The organism is Pedobacter vanadiisoli (genome assembly GCF_042684385.1).
GTDB classification, from domain to species: domain Bacteria; phylum Bacteroidota; class Bacteroidia; order Sphingobacteriales; family Sphingobacteriaceae; genus Pedobacter; species Pedobacter vanadiisoli.
On the sequence record NZ_JBHULL010000011.1, the window covers coordinates 95,563 to 115,451 of the forward strand.

Sequence of the window (19,889 nt, forward strand, 5' to 3'; positions counted from 1 at the left end):
AGTATGGGTTTATTTTTAGTTATTTTGCAAAACTTTAGCGTGGGTATCCACGTTATTTTTAGAAACACAACACTTTCTTTATGAAAATAGTTTTTATGGGTACCCCCGATTTTGCCGTGGCTTCTTTAGATGCGCTGGTGCAAGCCAATTTCGAAATAGTTGCAGTAGTTACTGCTCCCGATAAACCTGCCGGCCGAGGCCAGAAGCTAAATGAAAGTGCAATAAAAAAATATGCGCTGGAAAAAGGGATCCCCGTTTTACAACCGGAAAAATTAAAAAACCCTGAATTTATTGAAGAACTCAGATCTTATCAGGCCGATCTGCAGGTGGTAGTAGCCTTTAGGATGCTGCCAGTAGTGGTTTGGAGCATGCCTGCCAGGGGTACCATTAACTTACATGGTTCGTTATTGCCACAATACCGCGGTGCAGCTCCGATTAATCATGCCATTATAAACGGCGAAAAAGAAAGTGGTGTAACTACCTTTTTCCTTAAAGAGGAAATTGATACAGGCAATATCATTATGAGCGACAGTGTTGCCATTGCTGCTGATGAAACAGCTGGCGATCTGCACGATAAACTGATGGTTGTTGGTGCTAAACTTTTGGTTAAAACCGTTCGTGCTATTGAGGCTGGTGAAGTGAAGGAGCAGCCTCAGCCGCAAAAAGCTGACTTAAAACATGCACCAAAGATCTTTAAAGAAGATTGTAAAATTAACTGGAATAATCAGGCGCAAACCATTTATAATTTAATCCGTGGGTTAAGCCCTTACCCAACCGCTTTTACCCTATTAAAGGATAAGACTTTAAAAGTATTTAAAGCCGAAATAGAAGACAAAACGCCGGACATTACAGCAGGAGATTTTTTAACCGACGGTAAAACTTATTTAAAATTTGCCGCTAAAGATGGTTTCATTAAGCTGTTAGACATTCAATACGAAGGCAAAAAGCGTATGTTGATTGAAGATTTTCTAAGGGGAATGCGGTTGTAGGCTAGTCTGAAGTCATTAGTCTGGAGTCCGAAGTTGAATAAGTTACAATGGATTATATGTCATCCTGAATGTAATGAAGGATCTTTACAATGCAATTTACCAGGTGCTTATCGGCAAGGAATTCATCGTTACATTCGGCGGCAAACGATTCATAGTAAATAATAGCCGGGAACTGACAACAATTAACCGCTTTAGCGTTGTTTTTGGGATAACTGTTCATTGTTAAATAAACCCGACCGGCAGCGTTACCCCGATTAAGAACGGTTTATCTTATGAAGTAATTTTATCGGGATTAAGCAAAGGGCGGGATTACCGCAACCGAAGCACCACTAGCTTTGCTTTCCTAAAAAAAGGAGGCTTAAACTATGGGCCTCTGTTCCGCCACGCTTCCTATCTGAATCTTGGCATTTTGGAATAGCCAATCAAATCAGGCAACTAAATCCCAATGAACTAATAACTAATGGCAAATAAACTAAATAGCATTCAGTTTCTCAATCAAAAACTTCGATACCTCGTTAAAGTAGCGTTTCCTGCCGTAGCCCATTACCCATTGAATACCTTGCGTGGCATTGGTAATGAAAACTTCTTCGGCTTCTTTTAAAATCTCGGGGTTGATCTGTGCTTCGATTAAAGAGATGTTGTTCATTTTACATAACTGCATAATGGCTGTACGCATTACACCTCCAATACAACCCTCAGCGAGTGAAGGGGTATAAATCTGTTTGTTATACACTACAAAAACATTGGCACTGATGCTTTCGCAAAGGAAACCGTGTTGGTTCAGGATCATCGCTTCATCCAGGCGGTTCTGGCTTTTAAAAAGCCCGGCCATTACATAAAGCAGCGCATTGGCTGTTTTAAAATTTGAGAGCTTATTAACGGGTTTGGTCATTTCATCAAAAACATCAATGATTAAACCTTTGCTGTTCAACTCATAGGCAGATGCTTTTAAGGGAATGCCTTCTAAAACATAACCTGCTTTATTGGTTTCGGGCGTGTAAACACCTGCTCCGCCCCTGTAAACCGAAAGGCGAAAGCGGACATTGCCGTTCCATTTATTGCGTTTGGTAAGATCGGCGGTTTTTTGACGCAGAAAATAATCGTCCATCAAAGCATGGCCGTCGATTTTGAGCGCCTTCATACCTGATGTTAACCTATCTGCATGTAAGTCTGCAAATTGCAGTTTATTATTGATCATCCGCATACTTTCGAACAATCCATCGCCAAATTTGAAACTTCTATTGGAAGCAGTTAAAATCGGGGAATCTACCGCCCGAAATTCATCATTAAATAAAAGGTACTCCTGAAGCATATTTTATGATGTAGCGATATAATTTTCCCATTTGGTTAAGCCAGCTTTAAAATCAGGAGGCAATGGCGATTCAAAATACATATACTCTTTATTGGTGGGGTGAATAAAGCCCAAACTTTGCGCATGTAAAGCCTGACGGGGCAACAGCTCGAAACAATTATCTACAAACTGTTTATATTTATTAAACGTGGTTCCTTTTAAAATCTTATCGCCCCCGTACATGGCATCGTTAAAAAGCGGGTGGCCAATGTGTTGCATATGTGCCCTGATCTGGTGCGTACGGCCGGTTTCAAGCTCGCAGCTGATCAAAGTTACATAACCAAGGCGTTTTAGCACTTTATAATGCGTTACCGACCATTTGCCTTTTTCTTCATCATCGTAAATATCCATTACACGGCGGTCTTTGGCACTCCTACCGATGTAACCGGTTACCGTTCCATCGTTTTCAATATCGCCCCAAACCAAAGCAATATACCTGCGGGTAATGCTGTGATCGAAAAACTGACGTGCCAGGTGTGTAATTGATTTTTCATTTTTACTGATCAACAATAAACCAGAGGTATCCTTATCAATGCGGTGAACCAATCCTGGTCTGCCATCATTACCCGGCAACTGGGGCAGCTGCTCGAAATGAAATGCCAAAGCGTTAACCAGCGTACCGGTATAATTATTAAAACCAGGGTGTACCACCATTCCGGCAGGCTTATTTACCACAAGCAAATCGCTGTCTTCGTAAACAATATCCAGTGGGATATCTTCAGGATAAACTTCAGTGTCGCGCGGCGGATGAGGTAAAACAATAGATATTTCATCATAAGGTTTAACCTTATAACTTGCTTTGATCTGCTTTTGGTTTACCAGTACATTTCCTGCATCAATTGCATTTTGAATGCGGTTTCGGGAGGCATTTTCTACACGTACCATCAAAAATTTATCGATACGCAACAGAGACTGCCCCTTATCAACAATTATTTTTAAATGTTCATATAATTCCTGCTCTTCTGATTCCTGCAATTCGGCCACATTTTCCATGCTGCAAAAATAAACTTTTAACTTCAAGAATTTTTTAATGATTAGCGTTTTCGAAAAAACAACCCTATCTTTAATACAATCAAATCATCCTAATTTATTTATATGAAAAAATGTTACGCTTTAAAGGCCTTAGTTGCCTTATTTTTATTGGTAGTGGCTCAAAAAGCAAGTGCTCAACAAGATGTTGGTGGACTATTTGTTGGTGGGCCAGCTGACGCGACCAAGCTGGTTAATGCCTATTTTGATCCTTTATACAAAGGTTTGGGTTTGGGGTTAACCGATGGATGGTCGAACACCGCCAAATCGAAAGGGTTTCTAAAATTTGATGTCCGTATTTCCGCTTCAGCAGCTTTTGTTCCGCAATCGGCCAGAAGCTACGATGTAAATACACTGGGCTTAAGCAATATTAAACCTGCCCCTGGGGCATCATCTATAGGCCCTACTGCCTTTGGCGATGACCACGAAGGTGGTAAAATGCAGATTTATACAAGCAGTGGAATTCCAACCAATAAATTCTTCAACCTGCCACAGGGCGTGGGTTTCCATGTAGTACCTTCTTCGCAAATACAGGCTACTTTGGGCTTACCCAAAAACATCGATGTTACCTTAAGGGCAATGCCAAAGATTAAATTAGGCAGCGATTTGGGAAATTTATCGATGATCGGATTCGGTGCAAAGGTCGAATTATTACCATTGTTTATCGGATCTACCGAAAAGCTAGTGCCTGTAGATATCGCAATTGCCGGGGGATTTACCCAGTACAAATATCATCTGCCTTTGAACATCAATAATACCTCAAACTCTGATCAGCGTATTGATGCCAAATTCAACGGGGTAAATTTTGATGCCATCATTTCTAAGAAAATCGTGTTTTTTACCCCTTTTGCCAGTATTGGTTACCAAACGTCGAACACCAACTTAAAAGCTCTCGGCACTTATAAATTCGAAGATGGCGGAAGCAATGCAACCTATGTTGATCCGATCTCGGTGAAACAAACCGATATTGATGGGATAAGGGGAAGTTTAGGTTTTCAGCTGAAATTTGGCTTTTTTAAATTTTATGGTTCGTACACCCAGGCCAAATACAGTATGGTTAATGCAGGCTTTGGCTTCGGCATAGGTAAATAATAATTTTCGAATATATTGATGCTTAAGAGGTTGTATCATTAATACCGATTGTCATCCTGAGCTTGTCGAAGGACCTGTTTTAAATGCCTTACAAGGTGTTTCGACAAGCTCAACATGACAAATTCAATTGAATTACAATTTATGATACAAACTCTTTTTATTTTTACACGTCGTGTTCGAAGAAATATATAGTCCGGTACAAAAAATAGTGTTTACCCCTTTCAGCAATTTATTTGTTAAAAGGGATGATCTTATTGATCCTTATATTTCTGGCAATAAATGGCGCAAGCTCAAATATATTTTAGCGAAGGCCAAAGCAGATCACAAAACACACCTGGTTACTTTTGGTGGCGCTTATTCCAATCACCTTGTGGCTACTGCTGCCGCGGCATCACGATCGGGATTAAAATCAACAGCTTTTGTACGCGGTGAAGAAGTAAAAAACGAGATGTTACTGCTATGCAGTTTATTTGGGATGAGGCTCATTTTTACCGACCGTGAAAGTTACCGCGATAAACACAGGTTGTTTGAGCAACATTTTGCCAATGATACCTATGCTTATTTTATTGATGAAGGTGGAGCTTCAGAGGAAGCAATAATTGGCTGTGCAGAAATTATAGAAGAATTAACCGAAACATACGATCATATTTTCTGTGCTGCCGGAACCGGTACAACTGCTGCAGGATTGTTAAAAGGAATTCGGCAACAAGGATTAAATACCCAGCTGCATGTTATTCCTGTGTTAAAAGGCGGCTCGTTTATTAAAGATGAAATAGAGCAATACACCCCATTTTCCGATCAGTTGAAACTACATCAGGATTATCATTTCGGCGGTTACGCCAAAACTACCCCCGAACTCGTCGGTTTTATTAAAAACTTTACCGCACAAACCGGCTTACTTTCAGATCCTGTTTATACCGCAAAAATGTTTTATGCCATTATCGATTTACAGAAACAGGGAGTTATCGATAAGGATGAAAAGGTCCTCGCCATTCATACCGGAGGATTAATGGGGCTTTTTGGGATGAAAGATAAATTTTAAATAAAAAGGGGGCATTTCTGCTCCCTTTAAATTATTTAACCTTTAATAATTGCTGAATTCATATAAATATACAAGACTACCCTGTAAGTTTAGATAAAAATCGACCAGTACCTCAAAAAAATAGATGTTTGAGGCTAAATCCATGTATCTGTTTTAAAAAGACCAATTGCTTCAAAAATTTAAAATTTTCTACTAAATTCATAGCTGATCTTCACCTGTGGATTAACTATGATTTTTAACGCGACATGAACAAAAAAACCTTTAAATCACTTTTATTCATCCTGATTATTAATTTTTCGTTTACCCCTGCAAAAGAAATTAAATGGACGGCCATAGGCGATTCCATTACCTACCTTAACAATCATTTAAATGAAACGCGTAACCGCGTAAAAAAAGGCTATCTCGACCGGGTTAAAGACCGTTTGCCTAACATCAGCTATATTAACCAGGGCCATAATGGCTGGACAACGGTTGGCATTGCGAAAGAGATCAACAAGCTGGGCATTGTTCAATCAGACCTATATTCGGTTTTTCTGGGCACAAACGATTGGTGGGCCGGCATTCCGGTAGGTTCATTAAACGATTATATTAACAACACCGGAACAGGCACTACCTGTGGTGCTTATCGCGTCATTATCGATAAAATCAGGAGTTTAAACCCGAATGCTAAAATTGTAGTGATTACACCTATACAGCGCAATGATTTTGTATATATAGCCGATGCCAACAATAATGCGTTTGGGTCTTATAAGGCAAAAAACGGGCAGACTTTAGAAATGTTTGCCAATGCCATTATCGAAATAGCCAAACATGAAAATTTCCCTGTGGTTGACTTGTATCATAACCGAAGACTCAAACTTGAAAAAGCAGTTAAATTTAAAAGACTGAAAAACCCTTCAACAGGAGCATACCAAAACTATAAATATCCGGAATCTGCTTCCATTCCCTATAATCCAAAAAAAGATGATTATCCTTATCCCTCAGATGCAGTGAAAATGACTTATGATGGTTTGCATCCTTCTGATCAGGGCAATAAGGTAATTGCAGAAAACCTGGTAAGGCTTTTTAAGAAAAATTATCCTGTTTTGTAAGCACCAAGCAACATATTGTAAACCAGGTTAATACCACTGATCATGAATAAATAAGGTCCCTCATCGCTGAAGGACCTCCTAATAAGATTTTCTGAATCGTTCTCTGTTGATTTAATCCTTATTACAAAGGTATCGTCTCCTTTTATGGTCTACGTTCATTAAAAACCTGAAATTCGGCAATTGATGGGGTTTCTTTGGCATGTGTAATACGGATGCGAACTTTACTGGCCCAAACGCGATCGAAGCGATGAATTTTAATGCGGTCTTCATTTTTCCCATCAAAAACTTTTTTCCATTCCACACCATTCCAATATTCAAGTGCATAGGTGTCGATGTTTTCTTTTTGTTCTGCTACAACAATCATATTAATAGCTTTTTCATTCTTAAAATCAACTTCATACCAGGGATTTGTTACGGCGCTGTTCGATTCCCAGGATGTCCTGTAGCTATCATCATTTGCAAAATCCATAATGTTCATATCGTTGCTCCAGCTCGAATTGCTTGCCTGGTTTTTGGCTAGGTTACTGGAAATAATCGGCAAACCCAATGGTGGGAGTGCTTTGGTTGGCCCTTCGTTCTTCCATAATTGGCCCACTTCTTTTAAGGCAGCCAGTGCATTATCATCAATTAAACCATCTCTGTTTGGTGCTACATTTAGAATGAAATTACAGCTTGCAGCATTTAAAGGTTTAATTAAGCCATCTACAATTTCGTGAGGCTTTCTTACCGGAACGGTTGGAAAATCGGTTTTCCAAAACCAAGAGGTGTTAATGGGCAAACAGGCTAACGTTGGCATTACTTTACTTTCTTTGGGCATTCGTTGGCCCGCACCCATTTCGTAAGTTTTAATATCAGTATAATAAAGCCCTTCTGACGGGTATTTTGCACCGTTTAAATCCATTACCAAACAATCGGGCTGCAACGTTTTAATTAAGGTGTAAATATCTTCGAAAGGCACATCATCATAAGAGATTCTCGACCATGGTGCATCCCAACCATCAATAATTAAGGCTTCAATTTTGCCATATTTGGTTAACAGCTCAGTTAATTGCTGCTTAATCATATCGATATGTTTCGGCGTAATCTGGTTGGGTCTCAATTTATGATGTGTATCTAAAATAGAATAGTAAAGCATTACTTTTAATCCATTTGCCCGGAAAGCATCGGTAAATTGCTTTACCACATCTTTTCCGTAAGGACTATTCATCACATTATAATCGGTGCTTTTGGTATCCCATATACAAAATCCGCTGTGGTGTTTAGTGGTTAAACAGCCGTAGCTCATGTTGGCCGATTTTGCCGCTTTAGCCCATTGGTTTGCATCGAGCTTTTTGGGGTTAAACAATTTCGGAGAAGCTTCGGGATCAGGCCAATCTGCATTTGCGTAAGTTGGGATGTTATAATGGATAAACATGCCAAAGCGCAGATCAACGAATTGCTGTTGAAGTGCATTTAGTTTCTTTGATGCGTCAGCATTCATGCTTTGTGCAAAAGCTCCGAATGAAAACAACATAAAAACAATTACTAAAACGTTTTTCTGAATGGTTACGAGTTTCATTTTGTACGTAATATAGTTTTAAGAATTTGAAAGGTTTTCGGTAAAGTTAATCTTCTTTGACGATATGGCACAGCATATGCTGATCAAAATACCTGATCATTTTAACTTTCCCAACTCGGTTTAATAATTATTCCTGATTAATCGTTTTCACGTACTTTGTTCCAGATATCTCCGTAAAGTTCTTCGTGGCGTCTGAATTGCAAATGCACATATGGACAGAGTGGAATTACCTTTAGTTTATGGGTGCGCACATAATCTACCATTGCATCAAGTAATAGTTTTGCATAACCTTTACCTTCTTTTTCAGGATCAATTTCGGTATGATAAACGGTTAGATTTTCTCCCTGAATATCAAAAACCATTTCTCCGTATTTTTCACCTTCATCATAAAGTTCGAATGCGCTAGGTCCTTCCTTTTGGATATTTAACTTAACTTCTGCCATAATACTTAACCCAATATAATCTTAAAATATGTATCAACTGATTTTAACATTTAATGCCTGCTAAATCGATTAAAGGTAACTAATATCTGCAGATTTTTTTGCATCAATCATCATATTTTAAAGTTTTATGCCCTATTGTTCTTTAACATTTTATTCTTCCTGCCCCAGGCACTTAACTGGCAAAAAATGGGAAGAAATTCCAGTGCTATGGGAGTTAGCTCATATTCTACCCTCGGCGGTACCTCTGCATAAACGGTTCTTTTAACCAGTTCATCCTGCTCTAATGCACGCAATTGTAAGGTCAGCATCCTTTCTGATATATAGGGGAATTCTTTTTTCAGTTCGCTGAACCTCAATTTTCGGGTTCCAAGTTTATCCAATATGACAATTTTCCATCTCCCTCCTATTTTATTGGCCGCATAAGTCAGATCGCAATCGATTATAAATTTTTCGTTGAGGGTATAAGTCGAATTTTCTTTTCGTGCCGTCATTACTTACAAATTTGTTTGTACCATACAAGTGGTAGTGCATGCTATAAAAATACATGGTGCGGGTTATTATTGCAAGGTCATTTTAATTACAAGAAAATATGGACTTATATTTAACCGGAAAAACAGCATTAATAACCGGAGCCTCTAAAGGAATTGGTAGAGCAATAGCAAAAGAACTGGCAAAAGAAGGTGTAAAAGTTTTGATCACCGGCCGCAACCAACAAGCATTAGATAGCCTGCTCAGTGAAATCGTTGAAGAAGGAAGCCCTACGCCTGTTGTTTTTGTACAGGATTTACTAACACCTGATGCGCCACAAAAAATTGCCACCGCAGCTTTAGCGGCACTTGGTCATATCGACATCCTCATTAACAATGCGGGGCAAAGTCAGCCAGTAGAGGCAACAGGGCCGGAAGAACCCTGGACCAGATCTATGGCCTTAGATTTTGAGCGCCCCAGGCTACTCACGCAAGCGTTGTTACCACATTTTATAAGCCGGAAGCAGGGTGTGATACTCAATTTGACCAGTACATACGAGTTACGCTCGCTCAATGTTTCGGCTGTTGCCAAGGCCGCTGTGGCCATGTGGTCTAAACAGCTTGCCGGTGAGTTGGGTAAATATGGAATCAGGGTAAACTGCTTGCAACCCGGACTTATCGATACCGAAAACATCCGCCCCTATTTTCCTGGCGATGAGCGTCGGAAATATGCAGAAAGCGAAATACCTTTGCAAGATTTTGGCGAGGTACAGGATATGGCCAATATGGCTGTCTTCCTGGTTTCACCACGTGCCAAATATGTAACAGGAACGGTTTCGGTGGTAGATGGCGGAGCAAGACGCTCAGCATTCTGATACTTAAAACAGGCAGAAAAAATTAATCGGTCAACATATCGAATGATGGAGGAGAGATTAAGGTCAAAAATGTTATAAATCACTCCTCCTTTCTTTGCCGTTTATTTACTGAAGAAAAAAATAAACTTAAAAAAAGACATTTAGAAGAATTATGGTTGGCATGAAAAACTTAAAATATGGCCATCATCGCAAAAATAAAAAGAGTTTACCCCCTCATTTTTATTAGATTACCCCTCACTACAAGCACTTTTTTAGTGCTTAATTTGTTTTAACCGAGTATAAAATATGATAGATCCTGATTATCCTTTATTCACCATAAGGATAGTTGATGGTTATAAGCATAAAATGCGATAACCAGTTCTCCGAGATAAAAAACCGTTTAACCGATCATGAAAACTAAATTATGCTGCAAAACGCCAAATCACCCTCGCAATTAGAAATTCTTCTCCAATTGAAGATCAACAGAATATCAGGCTTTGCCAAGAGCCATATTCTATTTAACCATTCAATCAAGTTTAGCGATCTGATTACAGCCCGCTAAACGCCAAATTGTTACTTCAGTCTCTTCATAACAAAACTTCAGAAACTGCCTAACCACCGGAACAGGCTTATCGGCCTTATATCGCTGTAAACCTGATCTTTAAAACAATTTAAAACCACTTTAACAAATACATGTCAAACTAAAAAAGAGTGGCCCGTATAAACGGGTAGCATATGTCCTCTTTAAATAACCAAACGAACATTTACATATGCGTGTTCATTCATCTTAACCTAATCTTTATGAAAACAAAATCCTTTACTTCAGGCCTGATCAGCATCTTTATGCTCGGACTGATTTTACTTGCCGGCAGCTGCAGAAAAAGCGACCTCCCGGATCCAGACCCAACCAAAGACCTTTCCATAAAGGGAAAACTGAGTGCGATACCTCCAAACGAAACTCCTTTATCTGTAGGAAACGGTACTTTCTACATCGTGAACCGCAAAAGCGGGAAAATTCTTGATGTTGGCGGATTTCAGACTGCAGATGGTTCAAATGTTTCCCAATATGCCAGCAATGGTGGAACCAATCAGAGATGGAACTTAACGCTGCTTTCTGGTGGCTACTATTCGATTATTGGTGTACATAGCTCCAAAGCGCTTCAGGTAGACCAGGCAGGTACAGCCGATGGAGCTAACGTAAATATATCCACCTACAGTGGAGCAACCAATCAGCAGTGGCAATTTACCTCACTTGGCAACGGTTATTATCGTATTGTAAACAGAAACAGCGGTAAAGACCTTAATGTAGCCAACCAATCAATTGATAATGGCGCCAATGTTGAACAATGGAGTTACTCGGGTACAGAAAGCCAGCAATGGTCTTTACTAACCGTTAACGCCAATGGTCAATTGGGCTGGGTACTTAATAGCACAGGCGTACCTGCAGATGTGGTTACACGCATTACCAATGCCATGAATGATGCCTGTGCGAGGTATAACGCAGGAGCTAACTGGCCATCGCGCACGCTCACAGTAGAATACAATACCGGTGTACCTACAGCTGATGGCAGCACAAATGGCAATATCCGTTTTGGTGCTAATACCAGTTACCAGAATGTACGTACGGCAATGCACGAAATTGCGCATACCTATGGAGTTGGCATAAGCGGTGGATGGTCATCAAATACCTCTACAGGCGACTTTTTGGGAGCCAATACCGCTGCACTCATTAAAATTTTTGATGGTCAAAGTGCGGCAATACATACAGGGGGCGGTCATTTTTGGCCTTATGGCTTAAACTATGATAATGAATGGAGCGAAGCAAATGCCTTCAGACATGTAAAATTAGTTTTTGCTATGCGATCAGACGGGATGTAAAGCAGCAACAGATACTATTTGATAAGGCTTTCCCGGTATTTGATTTTAAATATCGGGAAGGTTTTTTGAACAGTTAACGCCACTAATACAGATGCCTTAGAATAAGGTTCTTTTAAACAGTTTGTTCGAAACCGACAAAAAGCCACATTTAAAATATGTTTAGATGTGGCTTTTTTAACTGAATTTTTGATTTGAAAAATTAATTTGAATGATTTGCGGCTTTGCTTTCGATCCTAAGACTTTCACGGTGTATCGCATTCATGAGCTCGGTAACAAATTCCTCAGATAAACCCTGCTGCATTCCACCCTTAACAGCATTATTCAATACCTCCTGAAAGCGAGCGGTTTGTAACGCAGGTATTTTATTCTTGGCCTTGTATTCTCCGATCTCCTTAACGAGTTTTTCTCTAAGTGCTATCGTTTCAATAATTTTACTATCCAGGGAGTCAATCATCTTTCTGTTGATCTCTAAGACCGTAAGAGGCTTAGCAGCTACTGCTTGTGCTCCAGCTGAGCCACATGCAGCAACGGTCATGATCAGCATTAAAATAGTATTTTTTTTCATAGCTAAAAGGGTTTCAATTTATAAAAACGGACATGTTTGAGCATTATTGCTGGTAATGAAATTGGCATAGTACAGCTGTGAGTGTTTTTATCGCTACAAAAAATGAATAATCACTTTTGCTGAAAAATCAGAATTTGAACTGCCTACCAAACCACCAGGGATAACAGGCATAGTTTAACTTTTAATCAAGCTGATGCCCCCAACAATATTTCTTTTTCTAAAACCTGCAGGCGTCATTCCTTTTTCTTTTTTAAATTGCCGGCTTAAATGGCTCGTATCCGAAAACCCCAGCTCATCTGCTATTTGTTCAATGGTATGTTCGCTATGAATTAATCGTTGCTCAATCAAATTCATTTTGTATTGCATAATATAACAATGCAGGCTGTCGCCGGTGATTTTCTTAAAATATTCGCCGATGTAGCTTGCAGACAGGTGAAACTGCTCTGCCAGGTGTTTTATTTTTAGTTTTTGCGGGCAGTGAATGTGTTGATGAATATGCACCAGCATTTTGTTAATTAGTGGTTCTTCAAACTTTATATGGCTGGTTATGGACGGTTCGGGAAGTACATTTCGCGATAAAATATTTAAAATGAGTGTAACGAAATGTTGCAGGTTTTCTTCGTAATAAGAAGGCTTCTTATGGTATTCTTCAGTCATGTTTTTAATTAACATAGAAACCATATCACAATCTTCGTCATCTCTGATCAACAATGCCTTAAAACGGTTATGATGTGTAAAAATATTTTCAAGCTGTTTCAGCCATTTTACAATTTGCTCTTTTTCCTGTTTGTTTTTATATTTTTCAAGGAAAACTTCCGAAAAGCGGATCGAACAAAACCGTGTTGGGGTACGACTTTCAAAACCCCTGCAATCTAAAGGCGTGAATAAAAAGATACTACCCTTATGGTACGAAAATTTGTTTTCATTGACAATGCGCGTGCCTTCGCCTTCGATGATTTGGACGATTTCAAAGAATTGATAAACTAGCGGGCGCTCTTGCCAATGCTCCATATCCGAAACGTGCAATTCAAAAGGTCGGTATAAATACTTGCTTTTCATTAACCTCCAAATATACAAAGAAAACCAACTTTTATTCCTGTTGAGAAGGTGTACCTGGATTTAGATTTGTAATAAAAAATAATGAAACAGAAAAAATTATTAACCCCATTTCTTCATCAATCGCTCTCGCTCCGCAACAGAATAATAATGGCACCGATGAACAGGCGGAGGGCAAGTCTTGACGGTATACCCGGAGAATCCATGATCACCTATTATGCACAGAGGGCTAGTGCCGGCTTATTGATTACAGATAATACCCTGGTTGCATCCAACGGAGGCGAAGTATTAAATACGCCTGCTATTTACAATGACAAGCAGATACAAGCCTGGAAAAAAATTACTGATGCCGTTCATGCCAAAGGTGGAAAAATTTTTGTGCAGTTGGTTCACGGCGGGCGCGTAGGCCATCCATCTATTCAAAATGAAGAATCTTTGATTGCTCCTTCGGCAATAGGCGTGAAAGAGACTATCCATCTGCCAGATGGCACATACCAACCCATGGCCATACCGATTGCCATTAAAACAACTGAAATACCTGATTGGGTTAACATTTTTAAACAAGCTGCAATAAATGCCATAAATGCGGGTTTCGATGGAGTAGAGATACATGGCGCACATGGCTTTCTGATCGACCAGTTTATTAATCCGCATAGCAACCTCAGGACAGACCAGTACGGCGGAAGTATTGAAAACAGAAGCAGATTTTTATTGGAGGTTGTCCATGGCGTTGCTCATGCAATTGGTAAAGATAAAACTGGGGTCAGGCTTTCACCATTTCGTGCCTTGTATGATTTGAAGCCATATCCCGAAGAACTTGCAACACACCAATATATTCTGGACGAATTGCAGAAAATAAATATTCTTTATGTTCATTTTTCCAGCGAAGTCATTAATGGAGCACAATCCATTCCCTTGGATTTTTTGCAGGATGCCCGCAGGCGGTTCAAAAACCTGATTATAATGGCAGGTGGTTTCACAGTAAAAACCGCTGAAGAAATATTACAAACTGAACTTGTGGATTTGGTAGCTTTCGGCAGGTTATTTATTTCAAATCCTGATCTGGCAGAACGGATATATCATGGCCTACCATTAGCAAGTTGGGATGAATCTACTTTTTATCATGGTGGAGACCAGGGTTATATAGATTATATTAAATTACTTTAAAGCGCAACACCTGGTTAATCAGGTTGGTTACTCCATAAATACCTCTTAGAAATAAAAAAAGCAGTGCACGATGAACGGAAGAAGAAGTCGTTTTATGATCCACCCTGGAATAGGCAATGGAAATAGGCAACAAAGCCGTTGGGTAGTGAGTGGAAAAGGGGGCTTTCAGCAGGCTCATCGGATTTAATTAAGACGTTTTAAAAAGAAATTCAAGCAAAAAAGTTTTCCACATCTGTGAAGTCCGAAACCCGATTTTGTCCATAATCATACTTTAAACAGTTTAAACCTATTTTTTGTTGCAGGAGTACAAAAAGTGCTTAAATTTTGATTTTAGGCACATTTAACTAAATTTGAAATATACCAAATCCAGTTTTATGTACCAATTAACAGTACCTGCAGATCGCGTTAACGAATCATTAAGGAAACACATTTTGGCCGACGGTTTCGACCTTACCTACGATATGGAAAAAAGTAATGGTGCCTATATCTACGATTCCAAATATAACCGGAACCTACTTGATTTTTTCACCTGTTTTGCTTCCGTTCCTTTAGGCTATAATCATCCTAAAATGATCAATGATGAAGCCTTTAAAAAAAATCTTTTCCTGGCTGCTTTGGCTAATCCTTCCAATTCCGATGTTTATACCCAACAATACGCACAGTTTGTAGAAACATTTTCTAGGGTTGGTATCCCCTCTTACCTGCCGCATGCCTTTTTTATCGCCGGAGGCGCCTTAGCAGTTGAAAATGCTATTAAAGTAGCCATGGACTGGAAAGTTCAAAAAAACTTTGCCAAAGGTTATACCTCCGAAAAAGGTTATAAGGTTTTACACTTCGAGCGGGCTTTTCATGGCAGAACCGGTTATACTTTAAGCTTAACCAATACCCTACCCGATAAAACAAAATGGTTTGCCAAGTTCGATTGGCCAAGGGTGCCGGTTCCGGAGGTTAAATTCCCACTTTCAGGAGATAATTTAAGTCGGGCCATTGCAACCGAAGAAGCTTCGCTGGCACAGATTAAAAAAGCTTTTACAGAAAATAAAGATGATATCTGCGCCATAATTGTAGAACCCATCCAATCAGAAGGTGGAGATAACCACCTGCGCGAAGAGTTTTTGATCCAACTTAAGGCTTTAGCAGATGAAAATGAAGCTTTTTTAATTTACGATGAAGTACAAACAGGCGTGGGTTTAACCGGCAAATTCTGGTGCCACCAGCATTTTAGTGAAAAAGCCCGACCAGATATCATTGCTTTTGGTAAAAAAATGCAGGTATGCGGCATCCTGGTTGGAAACAAAGTAGATGAAATCGAAACCAATGTATTTAAAGTGCCGAGCCGGATCAACTCTACCTGGGGTGGTAACCTGGTTGATATGATACGCTCTACGCAGATTTTACAGATTGTAGAAGAAGATCGGCTTTGCGACAACGCAACCAAAGTTGGAGCCTATTTAAAAGATAATTTAGAAAACCTGTCACACCGGTTCGATAAAATGAGTAATGTACGCGGCAGAGGCTTGTTATGTTCATTCGATTTTCCCAATAAAGATATGCGTAATGCCTTTATCAGTAAAGGGCTGGAAAACAATGTGATGTTTTTAGGCTGTGGCGAAAAAACGATACGCTTCCGTCCGGCGCTTTGCATCGAACAAAAACATATTGACGAAGGCTTGACGGTTATGGAAAAAATATTGCCTTTATTGTAGGCATGAGCAGAAAATCTTTTATTTATACCATTACGGCAATTGTTTTAATTCTGGTTTTCTTTATGGTTAAAGATACTTTTAACCAACCTGGCGTTGAAGATATGAAGGCTGGTTTTAAAGAAATTATCAAATACAGGAATGCCAATAACACCGGGCCGGTGCAGCGGATTTATGTGGTAACGGTTAAAGATTCGGTGTGGAAAGAAATGGAAGATTATGGCAATTTAATGCCCCATACCAAATATGGCAATACCAAGGTATATTTCTTTATGCAAAATGCAAATGTTCCGCAAAACCTACAGCCGGGTGAAGTAAATTTTGATCCGGTTTTTAACAAAGATTGTATCGCCTTATACGAAAAAAGCGCCATGAGCCAGGTGGCATTTAATAAACATCCGTATTAACGGAGGATAAAATAGGAAGGCATCCGTTATGATCGGAGTTTGCTTGCAATGCCCTTGGATGTTTTGTTATGCTGAGGCACGAAACACCTGTAACCTATGAAAAAGATGCTTTGCACCTCACAGCATAACAGGAATAAAAAAAAGAAAATGGCAGGACTGCAGCTTCCTATAAAATACTGACATTCGTTTCCTAACCCTAAAAATTCTTATTAAACGCGGGAGTCTTCGACTACGCTCAGACTGACAAGTAACTCTAGCACCGGTCTGTATCCGCACAGAAAGAAAAAGTAATGATCAAACTACTTAAGCCTTTAGCTATGCTCAGGTTACTGATTACCCAGCTCAAAACTAACGAAGTTTCCCGAATTGCACCTACCCGTTCAAGCTTTATGAGTTCCCCTTAAACAAAAGCAGAAAAACCCGTTATGGCCCTGCCTACAATAAGTGTGTTAATTTCTTTTGTTCCTTCGTACGAATAAATTGCCTCTGCATCGGCCACAAAACGGGCCACGTTGTACTCCAGCAAAATACCATTCCCACCCATTACTTCACGCGCCTTGCTCACTACATCACGGGTACGTAGCGAACAGAATACCTTGGCCAACGAAGCATGTTCATCTTTCAACAGTCCCTGATCCTGCAATTGCGACAATCTAAAGCATAGTGTTTGCATAGCCGTTAAATTCGACAACATTTCAACCAAATGGTTTTGGATCAACTGAAAGGAAGCAATGGGTTTACCAAACTGTTTTCTGTTTCGTGTATAGTCTAACGCATTTTCATATGCTCCGCGGGCACAACCTACTGCTTGCCAGGCTACCCCGGCCCTCGTCATCTGCAACACTTTGGCGGTATCTTTAAATGAATTTGCATTTTGTAACCGATCGGCTTCATCAACCTCACAATTGGTTAAAGTAATAATCCCGTTCTGCACGATCCGCAAAGCCATTTTATCCTGCATTTTTTCTACCGCAAAACCCGGATTATCTTTTTTCACAATAAAACCTTTAACATCGCCGCTATCTTCGTCACGCGCCCAAATAATTAATATATCTGCAAAAGTGGCGTTACCGATCCATTTTTTCTGACCGTTTAATACCCACTTACCATTTATTTTTTTGCAGGTAGTAGTTAGCCCTCCGGCAGCAGCCGAGCCTACTTCAGGCTCAGTTAAACCAAATGCACCAATAATTTTAAATTGCTGCATCAGCGGTAACCACTGTTGTTTTTGTTCTTCTGATCCGCATAAATAGATCGATCCCATGGCTAAACCACTCTGCACACCAAAAAAAGTAGAAATGGAAGTGTCAATCCTGGCCATTTCCATCGCTAAAATACCTTCCATTAAATTTGATTTTCCGGGGCAACCATATCCTTTGTAGGTTAAGCCACAAATGTTGAGTTCGGCAAGTTTTGGGATAATTTCGAAAGGAAATTCAGCCTTGTTCCAATAGTGGTTTACAATAGGTTTCACTTCTTTTTCTAAAAAAGCACGTACTTTTAACTGAAGTTCGCGGTCTTCATCTTTAAGTGCTTCATCACCCAAATGGTAAAAATCGCCTTCTATTGGGGGTAGCTCTTTCTTTTTATGCGATCCGCCCATCATTTTCATCATCCCCTGGATCTGTTTATCATCCAGGTTTGAGATGGTTTCGACCATTTTAGGTAAGTCGACTTTTTTCGATAAAGCTTCCAGCTTATTGAAATCGATATGTTTAAAAAGATTGTAAGCGTTTTTGAGAGATGAAAATATATTCGCCATTATTATTCGTTTTGAGCATAACAATTAAACGGCGGTTTTGTTGGCTGCGAACTATGTCATTTCTGAGCGTAGTGAAGCATCCACAACCTATCGAACGTATAACGGAAATACCGGAACGCTCTAAAAATTATTTTATGACAGGCTTACTTTTTTCTACTCAAAGATTCTTCGCTGCGCTCAGAATGACCGTTTTTTCCTACCTCAAATCAAATAGATTGTCAACCCCCAGCAGCTTCCTCGAAGTAAAACCTTCGCCAAATGTTGCACTAATGCTCTTACCAAATTCTCTTGCACGGCCAATCATACTTTCGAAAAATTCGGGCGAAGAAATATAGGTCTGTAATCCTTCTACATCGGGATTGTAAAACTGTGTTTTAAACGCTTTAATGGATTCGATTTTTTTATCCATATGTTCAGTGATATCCACAATAATATCGGGTTTTAAGTACCGGTCCTGGATATATTGCAGCAATAACCTCGGGCGGTGTGCTTCCTGTTTAATGCCCTCAACCAATGTTTCGATTTTTGGCAGACCGGATAAAAATACCGAATCGTAAACCAGGTCACCTGCCCTGCCGTGGTCAGGATGGCGGTCTTCCAGGGCGTTACTTAAAATAATTTCTGGCTGATATTTCCTGATCACTTTAATTACTTCCAAACGGTGAAATTCATCATTCTGGAAAAAACCATCGCGCATCCCCAAATTTTCGCGGGCATGCAGGCCCAAAATTCTTGCAGAATCTGCAGCCTCCTCATCCCTGGTTTCTGCAGTGCCGCGTGTACCCAGTTCGCCACGGGTTAAATCTACAATTCCAACTTTTTTACCGAGGGCAATATGTTTTAAAATGGTACCTGAACAGCAAAGCTCGGCATCATCAGGATGCACGGCTATGACTAAAATATCTAATTTCATTGTGTAATTATTGGGCATTTTGATTCAGCAATTGCTGAATTTTCTTTTTGATTTTTGAACTCAATGGTTTGGTGAAGGGCAAAAAATAATCTACCAGTTCGCCATTTTTGTTCACCAGGTATTTATGAAAGTTCCAACGGGGTTTGGAACTCAATTTTGAGTTTTGTTTCTTATCGCTCAGAAACTGATATAACGGATGGGCCTGTGGTCCCCGTACCATGATCTTATCAAAAACAGGAAATTTTACTCCATGGTTGATCTCGCAAAACGATGCAATATCAGAGCCATTTAAAGGTTCCTGCTTGCCGAAATCGTTGGTTGGAAAACCCAGGATTTCAAAATCTGGGCTGTCGATTTCGTCTTTAAGTTGCTGTAATTCTTTTAACTGTGGCGTAAAACCGCATTCTGATGCAGTATTTACAATCAATACCACCTTATTACGGTAAACTGATAAGGGCTGTTCTTCGCCGTTTATTTTTTTAACCTTAAACGGATAAATATTCGGAATGCTTTCGTGCATTA

At 39.7% G+C, this 19,889-nt stretch carries 20 protein-coding genes; 9 read left to right on the plus strand and 11 right to left on the minus strand.

The genetic code is table 11. The annotated features are described in order from the left end of the window. Positions 1 to 80: 80 nt before the first annotated feature. A complete protein-coding gene (fmt, locus tag ACFSR6_RS14830) occupies positions 81 to 989 on the plus strand; it encodes a methionyl-tRNA formyltransferase (protein WP_379080188.1) in 909 nt (302 codons plus the stop codon). A gap of 472 nt (positions 990 to 1,461) precedes the next feature. Here the strand turns inward: fmt and ACFSR6_RS14835 are convergent, their stop codons facing one another. Both ACFSR6_RS14835 and ACFSR6_RS14840 read right to left on the minus strand, forming a co-directional pair. Then, a complete protein-coding gene (locus ACFSR6_RS14835) occupies positions 1,462 to 2,301 on the minus strand; it encodes an aminotransferase class IV (RefSeq protein ID WP_379080190.1) in 840 nt (279 codons plus the stop codon). A gap of 3 nt (positions 2,302 to 2,304) precedes the next feature. Continuing rightward, on the minus strand, positions 2,305 to 3,333 hold the full coding sequence (locus tag ACFSR6_RS14840) for an RluA family pseudouridine synthase (RefSeq protein WP_379080317.1): 1,029 nt from the start codon (positions 3,331 to 3,333) through the stop codon (positions 2,305 to 2,307). Between the two features lie 102 nt (positions 3,334 to 3,435). Between ACFSR6_RS14840 and ACFSR6_RS14845 the strand changes: the two genes are divergently transcribed. The 3 genes from ACFSR6_RS14845 to ACFSR6_RS14855 all read left to right on the plus strand — a co-directional run bounded on the left by ACFSR6_RS14845 (position 3,436) and on the right by ACFSR6_RS14855 (position 6,594). Next, on the plus strand, positions 3,436 to 4,461 hold the full coding sequence (locus ACFSR6_RS14845) for a DUF6588 family protein (protein ID WP_379080192.1): 1,026 nt from the start codon (positions 3,436 to 3,438) through the stop codon (positions 4,459 to 4,461). Positions 4,462 to 4,633: 172 nt separating this feature from the next. Then, complete coding sequence (locus ACFSR6_RS14850) at positions 4,634 to 5,503, plus strand: 1-aminocyclopropane-1-carboxylate deaminase/D-cysteine desulfhydrase (RefSeq protein WP_379080194.1); 870 nt, start codon at positions 4,634 to 4,636, stop codon at positions 5,501 to 5,503. A gap of 245 nt (positions 5,504 to 5,748) precedes the next feature. Beyond that, entirely contained in the window at positions 5,749 to 6,594 is an 846-nt protein-coding gene (locus ACFSR6_RS14855; protein WP_379080196.1) for an SGNH/GDSL hydrolase family protein, read from the plus strand. Between the two features lie 142 nt (positions 6,595 to 6,736). Here the strand turns inward: ACFSR6_RS14855 and ACFSR6_RS14860 are convergent, their stop codons facing one another. From ACFSR6_RS14860 to ACFSR6_RS14870, 3 genes are all read right to left on the minus strand, one after another. Continuing rightward, a complete protein-coding gene (locus tag ACFSR6_RS14860) occupies positions 6,737 to 8,152 on the minus strand; it encodes an alpha-L-fucosidase (protein ID WP_379080198.1) in 1,416 nt (471 codons plus the stop codon). A 137-nt stretch (positions 8,153 to 8,289) separates the two neighbouring features. Beyond that, positions 8,290 to 8,595: a GNAT family N-acetyltransferase gene (locus tag ACFSR6_RS14865; RefSeq protein ID WP_379080200.1), complete on the minus strand. Its 306-nt coding sequence runs from the start codon at positions 8,593 to 8,595 to the stop codon at positions 8,290 to 8,292. A 125-nt stretch (positions 8,596 to 8,720) separates the two neighbouring features. Further along, positions 8,721 to 9,086, minus strand: a complete 366-nt coding sequence (locus ACFSR6_RS14870; RefSeq protein ID WP_379080202.1) for a winged helix-turn-helix transcriptional regulator — start codon at positions 9,084 to 9,086, stop codon at positions 8,721 to 8,723. 98 nt (positions 9,087 to 9,184) lie between these two features. Between ACFSR6_RS14870 and ACFSR6_RS14875 the strand changes: the two genes are divergently transcribed. Next, positions 9,185 to 9,937, plus strand: coding sequence for an SDR family NAD(P)-dependent oxidoreductase (locus ACFSR6_RS14875; RefSeq protein ID WP_379080204.1), 753 nt, complete (start codon positions 9,185 to 9,187; stop codon positions 9,935 to 9,937). Between the two features lie 780 nt (positions 9,938 to 10,717). Then, on the plus strand, positions 10,718 to 11,794 hold the full coding sequence (locus ACFSR6_RS14880; protein ID WP_379080206.1) for an RICIN domain-containing protein: 1,077 nt from the start codon (positions 10,718 to 10,720) through the stop codon (positions 11,792 to 11,794). 199 nt (positions 11,795 to 11,993) lie between these two features. Here the strand turns inward: ACFSR6_RS14880 and ACFSR6_RS14885 are convergent, their stop codons facing one another. Continuing rightward, positions 11,994 to 12,359 carry a chorismate mutase gene (locus tag ACFSR6_RS14885; RefSeq protein ID WP_379080208.1) on the minus strand — a complete coding sequence of 122 codons (366 nt, stop codon included), beginning with the start codon at positions 12,357 to 12,359 and terminating at the stop codon, positions 11,994 to 11,996. Positions 12,360 to 12,533: 174 nt separating this feature from the next. After that, a complete protein-coding gene (locus ACFSR6_RS14890) occupies positions 12,534 to 13,418 on the minus strand; it encodes an AraC family transcriptional regulator (RefSeq protein ID WP_379080210.1) in 885 nt (294 codons plus the stop codon). Positions 13,419 to 13,499: 81 nt separating this feature from the next. Between ACFSR6_RS14890 and ACFSR6_RS14895 the strand changes: the two genes are divergently transcribed. Beyond that, positions 13,500 to 14,582 (plus strand): alkene reductase, encoded by a 1,083-nt coding sequence (locus tag ACFSR6_RS14895; protein ID WP_379080212.1) that lies wholly within the window; start codon positions 13,500 to 13,502, stop codon positions 14,580 to 14,582. Here ACFSR6_RS14895 and ACFSR6_RS14900 read toward each other — a convergent pair. Then, the gene (locus ACFSR6_RS14900; RefSeq protein ID WP_379080214.1) at positions 14,569 to 14,760 is read right to left on the minus strand and encodes a hypothetical protein; all 192 of its coding nucleotides are present in this window, start codon (positions 14,758 to 14,760) and stop codon (positions 14,569 to 14,571) included. The genes ACFSR6_RS14895 and ACFSR6_RS14900 overlap by 14 nt on opposite strands. A gap of 196 nt (positions 14,761 to 14,956) precedes the next feature. On the opposite strand from ACFSR6_RS14900, the gene lat reads away from it, so the two are divergent. Both lat and ACFSR6_RS14910 read left to right on the plus strand, forming a co-directional pair. Beyond that, positions 14,957 to 16,288, plus strand: a complete 1,332-nt coding sequence (gene lat / locus ACFSR6_RS14905) for an L-lysine 6-transaminase (protein ID WP_379080216.1) — start codon at positions 14,957 to 14,959, stop codon at positions 16,286 to 16,288. A gap of 2 nt (positions 16,289 to 16,290) precedes the next feature. After that, entirely contained in the window at positions 16,291 to 16,692 is a 402-nt protein-coding gene (locus ACFSR6_RS14910) for a hypothetical protein (protein ID WP_379080218.1), read from the plus strand. A gap of 400 nt (positions 16,693 to 17,092) precedes the next feature. Here ACFSR6_RS14910 and ACFSR6_RS14915 read toward each other — a convergent pair whose 3' ends face one another. The 3 genes from ACFSR6_RS14915 to ACFSR6_RS14925 all read right to left on the minus strand — a co-directional run bounded on the left by ACFSR6_RS14915 (position 17,093) and on the right by ACFSR6_RS14925 (position 19,887). Continuing rightward, positions 17,093 to 18,454 carry an acyl-CoA dehydrogenase family protein gene (locus tag ACFSR6_RS14915; protein ID WP_379080220.1) on the minus strand — a complete coding sequence of 454 codons (1,362 nt, stop codon included), beginning with the start codon at positions 18,452 to 18,454 and terminating at the stop codon, positions 17,093 to 17,095. A 196-nt stretch (positions 18,455 to 18,650) separates the two neighbouring features. After that, the gene (gene bshB1 / locus ACFSR6_RS14920) at positions 18,651 to 19,367 is read right to left on the minus strand and encodes a bacillithiol biosynthesis deacetylase BshB1 (RefSeq protein WP_379080222.1); all 717 of its coding nucleotides are present in this window, start codon (positions 19,365 to 19,367) and stop codon (positions 18,651 to 18,653) included. 7 nt (positions 19,368 to 19,374) lie between these two features. Beyond that, the gene (locus tag ACFSR6_RS14925; protein WP_379080224.1) at positions 19,375 to 19,887 is read right to left on the minus strand and encodes a glutathione peroxidase; all 513 of its coding nucleotides are present in this window, start codon (positions 19,885 to 19,887) and stop codon (positions 19,375 to 19,377) included. Positions 19,888 to 19,889: the final 2 nt, after the last annotated feature.

Bases quoted from the DNA above. Each gene is read 5' to 3' on its own strand.
- fmt (WP_379080188.1), top strand. From the start codon at position 81: ATGAAAATAGTTTTTATGGGTACCCCCGATTTTGCCGTGGCTTCTTTA.
- ACFSR6_RS14835 (WP_379080190.1), bottom strand. From the start codon at position 2,301: ATGCTTCAGGAGTACCTTTTATTTAATGATGAATTTCGGGCGGTAGAT.
- ACFSR6_RS14840 (WP_379080317.1), bottom strand. From the start codon at position 3,333: ATGGAAAATGTGGCCGAATTGCAGGAATCAGAAGAGCAGGAATTATAT.
- ACFSR6_RS14845 (WP_379080192.1), top strand. From the start codon at position 3,436: ATGAAAAAATGTTACGCTTTAAAGGCCTTAGTTGCCTTATTTTTATTG.
- ACFSR6_RS14855 (WP_379080196.1), top strand. From the start codon at position 5,749: ATGAACAAAAAAACCTTTAAATCACTTTTATTCATCCTGATTATTAAT.
- ACFSR6_RS14860 (WP_379080198.1), bottom strand. From the start codon at position 8,152: ATGAAACTCGTAACCATTCAGAAAAACGTTTTAGTAATTGTTTTTATG.
- ACFSR6_RS14865 (WP_379080200.1), bottom strand. From the start codon at position 8,595: ATGGCAGAAGTTAAGTTAAATATCCAAAAGGAAGGACCTAGCGCATTC.
- ACFSR6_RS14870 (WP_379080202.1), bottom strand. From the start codon at position 9,086: ATGACGGCACGAAAAGAAAATTCGACTTATACCCTCAACGAAAAATTT.
- ACFSR6_RS14875 (WP_379080204.1), top strand. From the start codon at position 9,185: ATGGACTTATATTTAACCGGAAAAACAGCATTAATAACCGGAGCCTCT.
- ACFSR6_RS14880 (WP_379080206.1), top strand. From the start codon at position 10,718: ATGAAAACAAAATCCTTTACTTCAGGCCTGATCAGCATCTTTATGCTC.
- ACFSR6_RS14885 (WP_379080208.1), bottom strand. From the start codon at position 12,359: ATGAAAAAAAATACTATTTTAATGCTGATCATGACCGTTGCTGCATGT.
- ACFSR6_RS14890 (WP_379080210.1), bottom strand. From the start codon at position 13,418: ATGAAAAGCAAGTATTTATACCGACCTTTTGAATTGCACGTTTCGGAT.
- ACFSR6_RS14895 (WP_379080212.1), top strand. From the start codon at position 13,500: ATGAAACAGAAAAAATTATTAACCCCATTTCTTCATCAATCGCTCTCG.
- ACFSR6_RS14900 (WP_379080214.1), bottom strand. From the start codon at position 14,760: ATGAGCCTGCTGAAAGCCCCCTTTTCCACTCACTACCCAACGGCTTTG.
- lat (WP_379080216.1), top strand. From the start codon at position 14,957: ATGTACCAATTAACAGTACCTGCAGATCGCGTTAACGAATCATTAAGG.
- ACFSR6_RS14910 (WP_379080218.1), top strand. From the start codon at position 16,291: ATGAGCAGAAAATCTTTTATTTATACCATTACGGCAATTGTTTTAATT.
- ACFSR6_RS14915 (WP_379080220.1), bottom strand. From the start codon at position 18,454: ATGGCGAATATATTTTCATCTCTCAAAAACGCTTACAATCTTTTTAAA.
- bshB1 (WP_379080222.1), bottom strand. From the start codon at position 19,367: ATGAAATTAGATATTTTAGTCATAGCCGTGCATCCTGATGATGCCGAG.
- ACFSR6_RS14925 (WP_379080224.1), bottom strand. From the start codon at position 19,887: ATGCACGAAAGCATTCCGAATATTTATCCGTTTAAGGTTAAAAAAATA.